The following is a 16799-nucleotide window of genomic DNA, read 5'->3' on the forward strand; positions in this document are numbered from 1 at the left end:
TAAATTCTTACATATGTGGAGGAATCATGAAAGAAAAAATAAATATGATAAATAGATTTAAGTGGAGTTTAAATCCTAAAAGATATATATATTTAGCAAAAGATACATTAGGAAAAGCTTTCTTATATGTTTTTATTCTGGCTACAATTTTTGGATTATTTCAAGGTATAACAGTTGTTAGTACAATAGGGGTAGTAGAAGAGGTTATTTATAAAGCATACCAAGATGGAAAATTAAATTTTGAAATGAAGAATGGATTGTTAAATTTTGAAACATCACCATATAAAGAAGAGCAGGGAAGTACAGTGTTATTAGTTGATACGGATAAAACTGTAGATGAAGTAGATAGCTTAAGAAATATTACTGTTCATAAGGATTTATCTACAGTAATTTTAAAGGATGGAATTGTAATTAAAAATGGTAGTGAAGAGATTGTTTATAAATATGCTGATTTTGGGTTAGATAAAATAGATTTTAATAACCAAGTAATAGATTTATTTATAAAAGAGTTAAGCGTACTAAAATATTTTATGATACCAATAATAATTATAATTAAATTTATAGATATGCTTTTCTACTCATTCATGATGTCATTAGCCGGATTATTAAGTATGCTACTAAATAAACAAAGATTATCTTATGGAAATATATTTAAGCTTGCAATGTATTCAATAACTTTACCAACTATATTAGGATTAATATTGCCTATAGGTAAATATACAATGTTTATTGGAGGTTTAATATTAATATTTGGAATAAATTTTGTTGTGTATGATGATATTATAAAGATAAATAAAAATGATATGTAATAAAAAAATCCAGTTATGCTGGATTTTTTTATTAACAAAGTAATTTAACTTTATACATTAAATTACAGTTAATAATTAGTTTTTTAGTAAAATTTTATTTAAACTTGTTTTATAAATAGAAATATGGTAAAATTTTGAATAAAGGTTTACTTGGGGAATATAGGAGGAAATATGGGAATAAGAGGTAATAATTTAGATGAAAATTTACAAATGATTATAAATGATTTTGAAGAAGAGGTTAATTATTTAAAACAAGAAAATGAAAAAAAAGAAAATTTCACTTTAAATATAACTCATGATATGCGTAGTCATCTAAATGTTATTATTTCTGCTTTACAGTTTATTGAGCACAATGATTGGAACATTAGAGATGAAAAGAGATACATGAATATAATAAAAAGAAATAGTTATAAAATATTAAAGTTGATTAATAATTTAATTGATACTAGTAGGTTAGAAAATAATTATTATAAACTAGAAAAAAGAAATATGGATATTGTATCAATGATTGAAGGCACTGTTGAATGCATAGAGAGGTATTCTTTAGAGAAAAATATTCAATTAATATTTGATACTAATAAAGAAGAATGTATAGTTTCTGCAGACCCAGAAGCTATAGATAGAATAGTTATGAATTTGTTATCTAATGCAATAAAATTTTCACCAATGGATTCTGAAATATTTGTATATTTAAATATAGATAGTGAAAATATTAATATATCTGTAAAAGATAAAGGAAAAGGAATATCCAAGGAAGAACAGGATAAAATATTTAATAGATTCTATCAATGTTCTAATAGATCAGCTAAAGAGTATATAGGAAGTGGAATAGGCTTAGATTTAACAAATTACTTAGTAAAGGCTCATGGTGGAAATATAAGCATAAATAGTAGAGAAAATGAAGGTGCAGAGTTTATAGTTACTATTCCTAGAATTTTAGAAGAACATATAGAAGGAATTGATAATAGTATATCTAGTAAAATACAAATGTTAGAAATAGAATTCTCAGATATTTATCTAAGCGAATAATTAATGATTTATTCTTGAAAAATGTTAATCTTTGTGATATCATAGGAATTGTTAATGTGGAGCGTTAGTTAAACGGATATAACACGCCGCTACGGACGGCGCATTAAGGGTTCGATTCCTTTACGCTCTGCCAAGCACTTATTTATTTTTATAAATAAGTGCTTTTTATTTTGGGCAAATTAATAATACTAATTTATATAGAAAGAGTAGGTAAAAACAAGTGGGATTATTAATTAACCAATTAGATGAACACAATGAAGGAAATATATTAGCTACAACTAGATATAAAGTTAATGAAGTTATATTTATTAGACAAAATAATCAGGTGGATTTAATTGATAATATAAAAAATTATTATAATAAAAATTTTCCTACTGTAAAAATGAATGATGTAATTATTGAAGAAGGAGAAATTGATAAGCTAACAGATTTAGTTAAAAGAAATAGAAGTGATGATTTAATAATTAATGTTACAGGTGGAAAGAGAATAAATTCATTAGCTTTATTAGAACTTAGTATAAAAAATAATATAAAAGCTATATATACGGATATCAAAAATAAAAAAATATATACATTTAATAATGGAATAGATTTAACATATGAAGAATTTGATGATTTAGATATAAAAGATATTATTAATGCAGCAGGAGGAGAATTAGTAGAAGATTCTTCAGAGCTATGTAATAAAAAAGATTTAATATATTTATCAGAGCAGATATATAAACATTTAGATATTTGGAATAAGCATAAACAAAAATTATATGATACAAATATATTTAAGCATATTGAAGAAGCTCCAAACAAAATAGAGATTAATATAAAGTTGCTAACTCAAGAGGAAAAAATATTATTAAATAATATACTTAAAAAGTTAGAAGATATGAATGAACTACAATATACTGAGAAAAATGAAAATATTGAAGTAACATTTTTGAATAAGTATATAAAAGGATTTATATTTAAAAGTGGAACTTGGTTAGAGATTGCAACTAATAATTTAATAAAAAAAATAAAAGAAATAGATGAGGCAAGAAATGGTGTTGTATTTCTTTGGAGCAATGAAAATAGAACTGTAAGAAATGAAGTTGATGTTGTAGCTGTTAAAGATTCTGTGCCTATAGTAATATCTTGTAAAGATAGTGAAAAATATAATGAAATGGCTCTAAATGAGTTAAATGTATATGCAAATAAAATAGGAGGTAAGAATGCATATAAGATTCTTGTAGCTACAAGAGAACCATGTAAAGGACCAGTTTCAATAAGAGCAAAAGAGATGGGAATACATATAGTAATATTTGATGGAGATGAAAATAAATTTATTAAGAACATAAAAGCAATTATAGACAAATAAAAGCTTTTTATCACATCCATGGTTTCGTTTTCAAAAAATGAAAATAATAATACAAATATTACTTTATAATAGAGACATAAGATGTGAAGGGGAGATGAAGTACCATGAGTAAAAAAGGTTTAAAAATAGTTACAATTGGTGGAGGGTCAAGCTATACACCAGAATTAGTAGAAGGATTAATTAAGAGATATAGTGAATTACCAGTAGCAGAATACTGGCTTGTAGATATAGAAGAAGGAAAAGAAAAATTAGAAATAGTTGGAGCCTTAGCTAAGAGAATGGTAGAAAAAGCTGGAGTGCCAATGGAAATACATTTAACTCTAGACAGAAAAGAAGCTTTAAAAGATGCTGATTTCGTTACAACTCAATTAAGAGTAGGATTATTAAAAGCTAGAGCTAAGGACGAAAGAATTCCTCTAAGTCACGGATTTTTAGGTCAAGAAACAAATGGAGCAGGTGGGCTTTTCAAAGCTTTAAGAACAGTTCCAGTTATTTTAGATATAGCTAAAGAAATGCAAGACTTATGTCCAAATGCTTGGTTAATTAACTTTACAAACCCAGCTGGAGTAGTTACAGAAGCGTTATTAAGATATAGTGATCACAAGAAAGTTATAGGGGTATGTAATGTTCCAATAGGAATGGAATTTGGAGCTGCTGATTTACTAGGAGTAGATAAGTCAAGAATAACTATGGACCAAGTTGGATTAAACCATATGGTATATGGTCAAAGAGTATACCTTGATGGAAATGATGTTACTGCAGAAGTAATGGAAAAAATGTTAAACAGCGATAACTCTCAATCAATGGCTAATATTGCTGCAATGGGATGGGATCCAGCTTTCATAAAAGCAACAGGATTAATGCCATGTCCATACCATAGATATTACTATAAGAAGAGAGATATGCTTGAGCATGAATTAGAAGAATACAAAAAAGGTCAAACAAGAGCTGAAGTTGTTATGGCTGTTGAAAAGAGCTTATTTGAATTATATAAAAATGTTGAGTTACAAGAAAAACCAGAAGAGTTATCTAAGAGAGGTGGAGCTCACTACTCAGATGTTGCTTGTGAAGTTATTTCAAGTATCTATAATGATAAGGGAACAGTTTTAGCTGTAAACACTAAGAACAACGGAAGATTAAAGATGTTTGAAGATGAGTCAGCTATAGAAATTAGCTGTAAGATAACTAAAGACGGGCCAGTACCAGTTGATACAGTTACTGATCTTCCAATCTTTGCTCAAGGTTTAGTTTCTCAAATCAAAGCATTTGAAAGATTAGCTGCAGAAGCTGCATATACTGGAGATTACAATACTGCATTACTAGCAATGACAACTAACCCATTAGTATCTGATGATACTGAAGGAAGAAAATTATTAAACGAAATGTTATTAGCTCACAAAAAATACTTACCACAATTCAAGAATGTTATAGAGCAAATTGAAAAAGTAGAAAGAGCTGAATTTTAGTTAAAAATTAAAAGTGAAAGTTAATGAATAAAGCCAGCATATGCTGGCTTTATTTTTTATGAAATTAAAGTTATCAATTATTTATAATTAATAGTATAACTTTTAAATGCCATTAGTAGTGGCTATATAAATCTGCGTATCTTATAAATAGATATTCAACTAGCATCATAAGAGCATGTTGGTTTTCTGGCGAGTATTGATTATTGTACTCTGATTGGGCTAGATAAATTATGTAATCAGAACCTTCTTTATATTTATTTTCTCTATTTTCTGTTATAGTAACAATTTTGCAATCAGTAGCCAAAAGGTTGTTCCATACACGTTCATGGTAAGCTATGAATCTACCAGTTGGAGAAATAAGTATAGCTAAAGAATTAGGAGTTAATGAGCTTGCAAGCTTTTCTTGAGCTTGGATATCAGTAGCTATATTTATTAGTTTTCCTACTCTTGCGAAATTAGTTTGTAATTGTTGACACATTAATTGAGAAAATAAAGTACCAAATATACAAATATGGTCACTTCTATAAATCAAATCAATAACTCTGTCTATAAGTTTTAAATCTAAGGAGTTTTTAGTAAGTGTAAGTTCATTACAAATTTCATCATGCATTAATTCAAGAATTTCTTCTCTATTTCTCTTAGTTTTAAATCCTCTTGGCTTAGAAAAACTATTATCAAAATTAGTATTAATTGAAATAGATAAAGCTTTTTTAAATTCTGACAGACTAGAATAACCTAGTTTGCGACAAAAACGACTGATAGCAGCTGGTGATGTATAACACATATCAGCTAGTTTATTTATAGTCATATTAGGTATATCCCTAATATTGCGAATCATAGTTAATGCTATGGTATAGTTTAATGTTTCTTCACGACTATCATTTAAAAATAAAAGTAATCTATAAATTAAATCCCCCATATATAAGCCTCCATTCTAAATACCAAAAAATTATTTAAACTTTTTTCCTATAGTTTCACCCATATTTACTTTTGTTTCAAATCCTAAAGATGATTGAGTAAGAATATCTTCATCTACTATTATAGTATTAGGTTTAAATAAAAGTATAGTGGTTGAGCCTCCAAACTTAAAATAGCCTTTTTCTTCACCTTTTGAAATATGAGTATTTTCTTTATAAGTTTGAATTATTGACCCAACACAAGTTGCACCAACTTCTACATGAATAATGTCTCCAAAGTTTTCAGAATGAAATACACACCATTCACGCTTGTTTTGACAGTAAAGCTTAGAAACTCTTTCTAATGCAGTTGGATTAACTGAGTAATAATTACCTGGAATAAAGTGTGTTTTTTCACAAGTACCCCAATCTATAAAATGAAATCTGTGATAATCGGTAGGACATAACCTTAGTATTAAGCAAACTCCACCTTCGTATTCTTTAGCAATACTATCATCTTGAATAAGTTCTGATAAACTATAAGTTATATTTTTTACTTGAACTAAATCATTTATAGATATATCAGTATAGGCAATTAGACGTCCATCACCAGGAGAGATAAGTTTACTTTTATCTTTATCTATAGGGCGAGCATCTTCCTTTAATTCTCTAATAAAGAAATCATTAAAGTTCTTGAAATCATCTATATTATTTTTACATACGGACATATCTATATCAAAATTTTTAATAAAGCTTGAAACCTTCTTTTTGCTAAAATTAGTATCACAGTAATTTCCATAAATCTTAGAAAAGAGTTTTTTCTTTATTAATAGTTCTGTTAAGCTTTTTCCTACAGGAGATTCATAACACCATTTTATATAATTTCCTCCTGCAACATTTTCAACATCGTACTTTTGAGTATTTCTATTATAAATTTTTATCATAATAATTTCTCCTAGAAAAAAATTTTAATCTTGTAAGTTTATTATTATATTAACATATTTATGTTAACTTTATATAGATTTAATGATATATATGGATTATAATAGTAAAGGAATTTTACATAATATAGGGGGGGGGAATTTTTTTATGTTACATCATTTATTAGAAAGCGTTATCCCAGTAGTTATTAGCTTATTAGAGCTAATAGGTGTAGTTATTATCTTAGTAGCTGGGGTAAAGGCTTTTGGAGAATACGTAATGAATTTAATAGGAAAAGGTCATTACAACATAAAAATAGATTTAGGACAAGCTTTATCTTTAGCTCTAGAATTTAAGATGGGTGCAGAGATACTAAAAACTGTTTTAGTAACTAAAATGGAAGAAATATGGATATTAGGTGCTATTATAGTGTTAAGAGCAGTGCTTGCTTTCGTAATCCATTGGGAAGTTTCAGCTGAAAAAAGCCATCAAGAACACAAAGTAGAAGAAGCAGCTTAATTTAATTAAAAATTAATAGTAAAAATTAGCAGTAAATGAAAGAGAAATCTCTTATAAATTTATTTAGCTAATTTTTAAGTGTTAATAAAAAAAGTGGCCTTTGGGTCGCTTTTTTTATTATGCTAAATAAAGTTTTATATTATTACAATAAGGAAATTATATAAATATAATTATTAAAAATATTAGTGAAGGAGAAAGTATTATGAGTGAGACATATGTTATAGTAGCTATAATAAAGGGTGAAGCAGGAGAATTTAATAATAATCTTAGAAAAGATGTCTTTAATGATTTAGGACTTAAATCTTCTAAACTTCCGGCACATTTTACTATAAAAGCACCTTTTGAGCATGAAGGTAGTATTGAATTGTTAGAAAAAACTTTAGAAAATTTCTGTAGTCATGAAAAAAAATCTCCGTTAATAATAGATGAATATGATCATTTTGATGATAGGGTTGTTTATATGAAGCTTAACATGTCTAAGGAGGGTAAAGAGGTTCATGATAGATTAATAGATGAATTAGAGAGTATACCTTACATTAATTTTGATAAAAAAGATGGAAAAAATAAAGTATTTCATGTAACTGTGTCATCAAAAAATGTAAGAAGAAAATTTACTGAACTATGGGATTATGTTCAATTGAGACCTTGTTATTTTGAAAGCTATTTTGATAACATATGTATCTATAAGTGGAGCAATCATACTTGGGAGCTTTATAAAGAGTATAAACTTAAATAAAAAAAGTGACCATTTGGCCACTTTTAATTATTCTCCGAATTTTTCTAAGAATTCGTCGTAAGTCATAGATCTATCGAAGATTGATCCATTATCATCAATTTTAATTATTCTGTTAGCTACAGTTTGCACAAATTGGTGGTCGTGAGAAGCAAACAGTACGTTACTGTTGTAGTCTTTTAAACCATTATTTACAGCTGTAATAGATTCAAGGTCAAGGTGGTTAGTAGGTCCATCTAAAACTAATACGTTAGCGTTAGAAAGCATCATTTTAGAAAGCATACATCTAACCTTTTCTCCTCCAGATAATACGTTAGCTTCTTTTAAAGCTTCTTCTCCAGAGAATAACATTCTTCCTAAGAATCCTCTTATGTAACTTTCAGATTTTTCTTCAGAGAATTGTCTTAACCAATCAACTAAGCTTAAAGTACAATCGTTGAAGAATTCTGAGTTATCTTTAGGGAAGTAAGCAGTTGTAATAGTTATTCCCCATTTATATGCACCAGCATCAGGTTCCATTTCTCCGTTAATTATTTTAAATAAAGTAGTTATTGCTATTTCGTTACCGATGAAAGCAATTTTATCTTCTTTATTTACTCTGAAGCTTACGTTATCTAAAACTTTAACTCCATCAATAGTTTTAGATAATCCTTCAACTACTAATATGTCGTTACCAACTTCTCTTTCAGGTTTAAATCCAACGAAAGGATATCTTCTGCTTGAAGGTTGGATATCATCTAATGTAATCTTATCTAATAACTTCTTACGAGATGTTGCTTGCTTAGATTTAGAAGCGTTAGCACTGAATCTAGCGATGAACTCTTGTAATTCTTTAATCTTTTCTTCTTTTTTCTTGTTTTGGTCTTTAGCCATTTGAGTAGCTAATTGGCTTGATTCATACCAGAAGTCATAGTTACCAACATATAACTTAATCTTACCAAAGTCAACGTCAGCCATATGAGTACATACTTCGTTTAAGAAGTGTCTATCATGCGATACAACTATAACTGTTCCTTCAAAATCACCTAAGAAATCTTGAAGCCATTTGATTGATTTTATATCTAAGTGGTTAGTAGGCTCATCTAGAATTAATATTCCAGGGTTACCAAATAAAGCTTGAGCAAGTAATACTTTAACCTTTTCTCCACCAGTTAATTCAGAAACCGTTTTGTAGTGAGCATCAGTTCCTATTCCTAATCCTTGTAATAATGATGATGCTTCTGATTCAGCTTCCCAACCGTTAAGCTCAGCAAATTCACCTTCAAGTTCAGCAGCCTTTATTCCATCTTCATCAGAGAAATCTGGCTTAGCGTATAAAGCATCTTTTTCTTTCATTATGTCATATAATCTTTTGTTACCCATTATAACTGTTTCTAATACTTGAAACTCATCATATTGGTAATGGTCTTGTTTTAAAACAGACATTCTAGTATTTGGAGCAATTATTACTTCACCAGTATTTGGTTCAACCTCTCCAGATAATATCTTTAAAAATGTACTCTTTCCAGCACCGTTAGCACCTATAACACCGTAACAGTTACCAGGAGTAAATTTGATATTTACATCTTCAAATAGTTTACGAGATCCGTATCTTAAACTTACGTTTATTACATTAATCACTAAACATACCCCATTTCATTTATTATTCTTCAGCTATTATAACATAAAGTCTTTAACTTTACATATAAATATACATTATTCGTCAAGTGAATTAGTGAGAAAATTACAAAAAATATCTTTGTAAAAATTTTCCTAACAAAAAATGAAGAAAAAGATTATTAGGAGTTTTAATAGCTTTTAGTGTATTAATATATATTTTCGATAAAAAAAGAGCTATGGATGAAATGAATTTATAGGTTATATATGGAATAAAAGGATGAAGATAATAAAAAATAGTGGTCGAATAAAACAACCACTATTTCTTATTAACCAAAAGAAATACATCTAAATCTTCTAAAGTTTCAAATTCAAAAATTCTTAATGCAATAGAGATAATTGTATCATTTTCTAAATCAGTTAATAAATCTATATATTTTTCAGGTATGTGTTTAAATTTTTTCTTTAGTAATTTAATTAGTAAGGAAAAATGGCCTTCTTTTATTCCATCAGCCATTCCTTCTTCATAAGCTCTAAGTGAATAGGATAAATTCATAATTTTACCTGCCTTACTTCGGTTTATTTTTATAATAAGTACGTAAATACACAAATAAAGTGAGTTAAACTACCTAATAATATAAATACATGAAATATTTCGTGAAATCCAAAGTTACCTATTTTAAATTTTTGTGATTTAGTAGCATAGATTACGCCACCAATTGTATAAAATACTCCGCCAAGTACTAATAAGAAGATACTTATAGGTGGTAAAGCTGCAGATAGTGGTTTAATAACAAATATTGCACTCCAACCCATTGCTATATAAAGAGCTGTTTGTAACCATCTTGGAGCACTAAACCAACAAAGCTTAAATACTATTCCTGCAATTGCTATTGAAATCATAACTAAAAACATATTTCTTCCTAATGTTCCACCTAATGCAATCAAACAGAATGGAGCATAAGAACCAGCTATTAATATAAAAATCATTGAATGATCTAATTTTTGTAAAAAGTTAATTATTTTATCAGAAGAAATTATACCGTGATAAGTTCCTGATACAGTATATAAGAGTATTAAGCTAATTCCGAAAATAGTTACGGATGCAATAGATATGTTAGAAGCATTTGTTACAAAGGCTTTAGCTAACATTGCGAATAAAGCAATAAATGAAAATACAGCACCAGATAAATGAGTAATAGAGTTAATTGGTTCTCTTAATTTTTTATACATAAAAACACCTCACGATACAATATAGTTTTTAAAACTATGTGATATTATATTTATATTATTGACCAAATGGTACTTACAGTCAAAGTTGATTTTAGCAGAATTTACTTATTTATTATTGAATATTTGGCTTTTTCTTGAAATATCTTTGAAATACTATTATTATTAAAATATAATGAACTATTACATGTAGTTTGAAAAACTACTAGGAGGAAGTATGGATATAAATGAATTAATAAATGATATGGATTTTATAAATGGAATAGCTATGGATGATATCCCTGAAATTGATTTATATATGGATCAAGTTATTCAACTTTTTGAAGGAAAATTATCATCATTAAAAAGAACTGAAGATGATAAGATTCTAACTAAGACGATGATAAATAATTATGCTAAGGGAAAGCTTTTATTACCTATCAAAAATAAAAAGTATACAAAAGAACATATAATACTTATGTCATTAATATACAATTTGAAAGGGGCTTTATCTATTAATGATATAAAGCTAAGCTTAAATAAAATAATTGATAGTTTCTCAGAAGATGAATCTTATCCTTTAAGAGAATTATATGGCTCATTTCTAGATGAATCAGAAAATGATGTATTAGAATTTAAAAAGGGCGTTGCTGATAAAGAAAGAGAGATAGAAGCATTAATAGAAAGCAAATCTGATTTACAGGGTGATTTTGAAAAGAAATTCTTACTTCTTTGTTCATTTGTAAATATGAGCAATATGTATAGAAGAGCTAGTGAAAAATTAATAGATGAATTTTTTTCAGAAGTAAAAGGGGAGTAGCATGAAAAATCAAAATGATTTAAAAAGAGAATTACAGAGAATAGATGGCAGAGGATATAAATCATATAAAGATTTAGAAGGACAATATGATTTTGGAAACTTTATTTTGAGTATAGATCATGTTCAAGGTGATCCTTTTGCATCACCTTCAAGAGTAAGAATAATAGTAGATAATAATGTAGCTAAATTTCCTAGTAGCTTATTAGATTTAAAATACAAAAATATAGCAGTATGCGATTTTCTAACTAGATTATTTAGTAAAAATATACGAAAATATGGTGAAAAGATATTTGGTTCAGGAAAAAGTGGATTAATTGAAATTAGTAGATGTCCTCAAGAAATCTTGGACAGGACTTCAGTTATATTTGATAAAGGTAAAATAGAAGTTAGATTTTATGTTGGATTCCCTGCAAAAGGAAGAAGTGTATTAGCTAAGGAGTTGGAAAAAATATTATTTAATGTAGTACCTACTTTAGTAGAGAATACACTTATATACAATAATATAGATTATAAAGCGTTAATAAATAGAGTAAAACTTGTTGAAGACCAAACATATATTAGAGAAAATCTTAATAATAGAGGATTAGTAGCATTTGTAGCTAATAATTCAATACTTCCTAGAGAAAGTGGAGTATCATCAAGACCATTAAGAGATGGAAAAAGATTTATATCACCTAAAGAGCTTGAAGTGGAATTTAATACGCCTAATAAGGGAGTTATAAGAGGAATGGGAATACCTAAAGGAATAACACTTATCGTAGGTGGTGGATATCATGGTAAATCTACATTACTAAGAGCTTTAGAATTAGGAGTATATAACCATATAGAAGGTGATGGAAGAGAATTTGTAATTACAGAAGATACAGCTTTAAAGGTAAGAGCAGAAGATGGAAGAGCTATAAGTAAGACAGATATAAGTCTTTTTATAAACAATCTTCCTAATGGAAAGAATACAACTAGCTTTGATACTGAAAATGCTAGTGGAAGTACTTCGCAGGCTGCTAATATTGTTGAAGGAATTGAAGCAGGGGCTAATACATTACTAATAGATGAAGATACTTCTGCAACAAACTTTATGATTAGAGATAGTATAATGCAACAATTAGTGGCAAAGGAAAAGGAACCAATAACACCTTATATAGATGTAGCTAAAAGTCTTTATAATAAATTAGGAATTTCAACGATACTTGTAGCGGGAAGTTGTGGAGACTTTTTTGATATAGCTGATTTAGTAATTCAAATGGATAATTATGAGCCTTTTGAAGTTACAGAAAGAGCAAAATCATTAAGCAGAGGAATAGTAGATCATAATAAGGAAATTGATGTTACTATAAATACTAAGAGAATTTTACAAAAAGGAACAATAGAGTTTGGACCAAAAGGAGTAAAAACTAAGTCTTTAGGAGTAGATGGAATTTCTATAAATAAAGAAAATATAGATTTAAGAGCTGTAGAGCAAATAGTAGATTCAGAGCAACTAAATACCATTGGTGCATTTATGAAGTACGTAGAAATTAATTTAATGAATAAAGGCTTAAACCTAAAAGAAGCTGTAGATAAAGCTTATGAGGTTTTAGATAACAATCTAATAGATATAGATAAGATAAAAGGTGGATACGGAAGCTTTGCTATGCCAAGAAAACAAGAAATAATGGCATCATATAATAGATTTAGAAAATTAAAAGTGAAGAATTAATAATTAAAAATTTAGGTGGAAACTGCTTATGCAGTTTCTTTTTTTATTATAAAAAAATCAGCCTCTTGGGCTGATTTTATAATTAAGTATTCTTTATTACTTTTAATTAGTAAAGGAAGTTTGCTATTAGTACAATAACAGGTAGTGTTACTAAAGTTCTTTCTACAAAAATTATTAATATTTCTTTTAAGTTTACAGGAACTTTTGAACCAAGTAAAACTCCACCTACTTCTGACATGTATATAAGCTGTGTTACAGATACACAAGCAATTATAAACTTAGTCATTTCATTAGTTATTGTAGTAGAAGCTATAACTGATGGTAATAGCATATCTGCGAATCCAACAACTAATGTTTGAGAAGCTGCTACAGCTTCAGGTACTTGTAATAATTGTAGTACAGGTACAAATGGTAATCCTAATATTCTAAATATTGGAGTAAATTCAGCAATTACAAGTGCTATTGTAGCAAAACACATTACTATTGGAAGAACTCCCATCCACATATCTAATATATTTTTAAATCCTTCTACAAAGAAGTTTTTTGCATCTGAATTTTGAGAAGCCTTTTCTATAGCACATTTATATCCCCAGCTTAAAGATGTATGTCCTTCAGGAACATCTTCTGAAGAATTTTCAGCTTTTTTACCTTTATAATAAATATCTTTTTTCTTTGAAAGTGGTGGTATTCTAGGAACTATTATTGCAGCTACTATACCAGCAAAAGTTACTGTTAAGTAGAATGGTATAAACATTCCATTAAGTCCTATAGTTTGAATAACAATTAAGCTAAATGTTATTGATACAGCAGAGAATGTAGTACTAACTACAGCTGCTTCTCTTTCAGTGTAAAATCCATCTTCATATTGTTTACTTGTTAATATTATTCCTAAAGTACCATCTCCAAGCCATGAAGTGATACAATCTATTGATGAACGTCCTGGTAATTTAAACAAAGGTCTCATAACCTTAGTTAAAAGGGAACCAACGAATTCTAATAATCCAAAGTTAAGTAATAATGGTAGTAATAATCCTGCAAAAAGGAATATTGAGAAAAGAATAGTTAATAAATCATTAAATACAAACCCACCAGATACATCACTAATTATGAACTCAGGACCTACTTGTAATAAAGTTAATACACCAAAGATGCTACCAACAATTCTTGAAATAGCCCAAAGAGGTGTTGTACTAAATAATGATTTTAAAAAATTATTTTCTAAAATAAACTTAGGTTTAAAAACAGAAGTTATAAAAGTCATTATACCTGATATAGCTAATGTTGCAGCAATTATATAAGGTAATGAACCCCCAAGTAATTCTGTTAGCTTATTAGATAGTATTGCAACAGGTATTGTAATATCCCCATTATAGCTAATTGGTGTCATGAATAATAATACACCTAATAATGAAGGTATGATAAATTTTATATTGTTTTTAAAATTAAATTTATTTTCACTGAATGATTTAGAATTTGATATGTCCATTTTGTATCCCCCTTTATGTAAAAATTAATATTTATGCAACAATACTAATTTTATATGCAAAAATATAAAAAATCAATAGTCTTTATGCATAAAAATAAGAATAAATAGAATATTGATTTTTATGGTAAAAATAATTGAAAATAATTATAATATAAAGATAAGTATAAAGTATAGGAGCTGAGAATCTTGGAATATAGAAATGAACTAAAGAATTGCAACAGAATAGTTGTAAAGGTAGGAACATCAACGCTTACTTATGATAATGGAAATATAAATCTAACTAGAATTGAGAAATTAACAAGGGTTATTTCTGATTTAATGAATAGTGGAAAAGAAGTTATTCTTGTAACATCAGGTGCTGTTGGAGTAGGTGTTAATAAACTAAAACTTAAAGAAAAGCCAAAAACGATAAAAGAGAAGCAAGCAGCAGCTGCCGTAGGACAATGTGAACTTATGCATATATATAGTAAATTTTTTGGAGAGTATAGTCACGTTGTGGGACAAGTGCTCCTTACAAGAGATGTAATAGAAGATGACCATGTAAGAGAGAACGTTGTAAATACATTTGAAACTTTAATAGAAAATAAAATAATACCTATAGTTAATGAAAATGATACAGTGGCTATAGATGAAATAGAAAATATAGTTAGATTTGGTGATAATGATAACTTATCTGCGATAGTTGCTGGATTGGTTTCAGCAGATCTTTTAATAATTCTTTCTGATATTGATGGATTCTATGATTCAGATCCGAGAAAAAACCCAAACTCTAAACTTATAAAAGTTGTAGAATGTATAACTCCGGAGCTAGAAGCATGTGCTGGAGGTGCAGGAAGTAGCCTTGGAACTGGTGGAATGGCAACTAAATTAACTGCGGCTAAAACTGCAACATCATTTGGAGTACATATGATATTAGCAAATGGTAATGAACCAACTATTCTATTAGATATAATGAATGGCAATGAAATTGGAACATTATTTCTTAAAAATAATTAGGAGGATGAATTATGAGTGAGTTAATTTTAAAAGGACAAAAAGCAAAAGAAGCTTCTAATATATTAGGCAATTTATCTACAGGTGAAAAAAATAAAGGTTTATTAGCTATGGCTGATTATCTTGTAAAATACAAAGACTTTATAATTGAAGCAAATAAAATAGATTTGCAAGAAGCTGTGAATAGAGGTACAGCTAAAGCTATGTTAGATAGATTATCGTTAGATGAAAAAAGAGTAGAAGGAATGGCTAATGGATTAAGACAAGTTGCTAGCCTTCCAGATCCAGTAGGCGAAGTTGTATCAATGTGGACTAGACCAAATGGACTACAAATAGGTCAAAAAAGAGTTGCTATGGGAGTAATAGGGATAATCTATGAAGCTAGACCTAATGTAACTAGTGATGCTGCAGGACTTTGTTTTAAAGCGGGAAGTGCAGTTATATTAAGAGGTGGTAAAGAAGCTATATATTCTAATAAAGCTATAGTAAAGGTACTAATTGAAGCTTTAAAATCTGTAGACTTACCAGAAAATAGTATTCAATTAATAGAAGATACTAGTAGAGAAGTAGCTACTGAAATGATGAGATTAAATGACTATATAGATGTTCTTATTCCAAGAGGTGGAGCAGGGCTGATTAAAGCTGTAGTAAATAATGCAACTGTGCCAGTAATAGAAACAGGAACAGGAAATTGTCACATATATATTGATGAAGAATGTGATTTTGAAATGGCTAAGAATATAGTTATAAATGCTAAGACTTCAAGACCATCAGTTTGTAATGCAGCAGAGAAGTTATTAGTTAATGAAAAGATAGCTGATGACTTTATGCCATTTATATTAAAAGAGCTAAGAGCTAGCGGAGTAGAAGTAAGAGGAGATGAAAGTGCTATAGCTTATGATAAAGATATAATTCTTGCATCAGAAGAAGAATGGTACAACGAATATCTAGATTATAAGATAGGTGTTAAAGTTGTTAAAGATATAGACGAAGCTATAACTCATATAAATAGCTTTAGTTCAGGACATTCTGAAGCTATAGTTACAAAGAGCTATGAAAATTCACAAAAATTCTTACAAAGGGTAAATTCAGCAGCAGTTTATGTTAATGCATCAACTAGATTTACAGATGGTGAAGAGTTTGGTTTTGGAGCTGAGATAGGAATAAGCACTCAAAAGCTTCATGCAAGAGGACCTATGGGATTAAAAGAACTTACTACTATTAAATATATTATTTATGGAAACGGACAAATAAGGTAGTTTGATTTCGTAAAAG

16 protein-coding genes and 1 tRNA gene are annotated in these 16799 nt (G+C 28.3%); 11 read left to right on the forward strand and 6 right to left on the reverse strand.

Translation table 11 applies throughout. From position 1 onward, the window contains the following. Window positions 1–26: 26 nt before the first annotated feature. From LQE93_RS14680 to LQE93_RS14700, 5 genes are all read left to right on the forward strand, one after another. Window positions 27–809, forward strand: a complete 783-nt coding sequence (locus LQE93_RS14680) for a DUF1189 family protein (protein WP_055265226.1) — start codon at window positions 27–29, stop codon at window positions 807–809. 171 nt (window positions 810–980) lie between these two features. Further along, window positions 981–1838, forward strand: a complete 858-nt coding sequence (locus tag LQE93_RS14685) for a sensor histidine kinase (protein ID WP_070205669.1) — start codon at window positions 981–983, stop codon at window positions 1836–1838. A 58-nt stretch (window positions 1839–1896) separates the two neighbouring features. After that, window positions 1897–1971: transfer RNA gene (locus tag LQE93_RS14690), tRNA-Arg, on the forward strand. Between the two features lie 87 nt (window positions 1972–2058). Further along, window positions 2059–3189, forward strand: coding sequence for a Card1-like endonuclease domain-containing protein (locus LQE93_RS14695; protein WP_231074203.1), 1131 nt, complete (start codon window positions 2059–2061; stop codon window positions 3187–3189). 104 nt (window positions 3190–3293) lie between these two features. Beyond that, window positions 3294–4655: a 6-phospho-beta-glucosidase gene (locus LQE93_RS14700; RefSeq protein WP_055265222.1), complete on the forward strand. Its 1362-nt coding sequence runs from the start codon at window positions 3294–3296 to the stop codon at window positions 4653–4655. A 112-nt stretch (window positions 4656–4767) separates the two neighbouring features. Here the strand turns inward: LQE93_RS14700 and LQE93_RS14705 are convergent, their stop codons facing one another. Next, window positions 4768–5574 (reverse strand): MurR/RpiR family transcriptional regulator, encoded by an 807-nt coding sequence (locus LQE93_RS14705; protein ID WP_186837715.1) that lies wholly within the window; start codon window positions 5572–5574, stop codon window positions 4768–4770. A gap of 30 nt (window positions 5575–5604) precedes the next feature. Continuing rightward, a complete protein-coding gene (locus LQE93_RS14710) occupies window positions 5605–6495 on the reverse strand; it encodes a phosphatidylserine decarboxylase (protein ID WP_055265218.1) in 891 nt (296 codons plus the stop codon). A gap of 145 nt (window positions 6496–6640) precedes the next feature. Between LQE93_RS14710 and LQE93_RS14715 the strand changes: the two genes are divergently transcribed. Together LQE93_RS14715 and LQE93_RS14720 are read left to right on the forward strand one after the other, a co-directional pair. Next, entirely contained in the window at window positions 6641–6991 is a 351-nt protein-coding gene (locus tag LQE93_RS14715) for a DUF1622 domain-containing protein (RefSeq protein ID WP_055265216.1), read from the forward strand. A 202-nt stretch (window positions 6992–7193) separates the two neighbouring features. Next, the gene (locus LQE93_RS14720; RefSeq protein WP_231074205.1) at window positions 7194–7727 is read left to right on the forward strand and encodes a 2'-5' RNA ligase family protein; all 534 of its coding nucleotides are present in this window, start codon (window positions 7194–7196) and stop codon (window positions 7725–7727) included. 27 nt (window positions 7728–7754) lie between these two features. Here LQE93_RS14720 and LQE93_RS14725 read toward each other — a convergent pair whose 3' ends face one another. From LQE93_RS14725 to trhA, 3 genes are all read right to left on the reverse strand, one after another. Beyond that, window positions 7755–9344, reverse strand: coding sequence for an ABC-F family ATP-binding cassette domain-containing protein (locus tag LQE93_RS14725; RefSeq protein ID WP_055265212.1), 1590 nt, complete (start codon window positions 9342–9344; stop codon window positions 7755–7757). Between the two features lie 295 nt (window positions 9345–9639). Next, a complete protein-coding gene (locus LQE93_RS14730) occupies window positions 9640–9876 on the reverse strand; it encodes a DUF4351 domain-containing protein (RefSeq protein WP_055265210.1) in 237 nt (78 codons plus the stop codon). Window positions 9877–9905: 29 nt separating this feature from the next. After that, on the reverse strand, window positions 9906–10553 hold the full coding sequence (trhA, locus tag LQE93_RS14735; protein WP_231074207.1) for a PAQR family membrane homeostasis protein TrhA: 648 nt from the start codon (window positions 10551–10553) through the stop codon (window positions 9906–9908). 214 nt (window positions 10554–10767) lie between these two features. Between trhA and LQE93_RS14740 the strand changes: the two genes are divergently transcribed. Together LQE93_RS14740 and LQE93_RS14745 are read left to right on the forward strand one after the other, a co-directional pair. Then, window positions 10768–11349 carry a DUF1836 domain-containing protein gene (locus tag LQE93_RS14740; RefSeq protein WP_055265206.1) on the forward strand — a complete coding sequence of 194 codons (582 nt, stop codon included), beginning with the start codon at window positions 10768–10770 and terminating at the stop codon, window positions 11347–11349. A 1-nt stretch (window position 11350) separates the two neighbouring features. Next, entirely contained in the window at window positions 11351–13045 is a 1695-nt protein-coding gene (locus tag LQE93_RS14745; protein WP_055265204.1) for an ABC-ATPase domain-containing protein, read from the forward strand. 106 nt (window positions 13046–13151) lie between these two features. Here LQE93_RS14745 and LQE93_RS14750 read toward each other — a convergent pair whose 3' ends face one another. Then, complete coding sequence (locus LQE93_RS14750) at window positions 13152–14531, reverse strand: YjiH family protein (RefSeq protein WP_055265202.1); 1380 nt, start codon at window positions 14529–14531, stop codon at window positions 13152–13154. Between the two features lie 186 nt (window positions 14532–14717). Here LQE93_RS14750 and proB point away from each other — a divergent pair, with 186 nt between their 5' ends. Together proB and LQE93_RS14760 are read left to right on the forward strand one after the other, a co-directional pair. After that, window positions 14718–15527 (forward strand): glutamate 5-kinase, encoded by an 810-nt coding sequence (gene proB, locus LQE93_RS14755; protein WP_055265200.1) that lies wholly within the window; start codon window positions 14718–14720, stop codon window positions 15525–15527. A gap of 11 nt (window positions 15528–15538) precedes the next feature. Beyond that, window positions 15539–16783: a glutamate-5-semialdehyde dehydrogenase gene (locus LQE93_RS14760; RefSeq protein WP_055265198.1), complete on the forward strand. Its 1245-nt coding sequence runs from the start codon at window positions 15539–15541 to the stop codon at window positions 16781–16783. Window positions 16784–16799 lie beyond the last annotated feature (16 nt).

It is taken from the genome of Clostridium sp. NSJ-145 (genome assembly GCF_021044725.1).
GTDB classification, from domain to species: domain Bacteria; phylum Bacillota; class Clostridia; order Clostridiales; family Clostridiaceae; genus Clostridium; species Clostridium disporicum_B.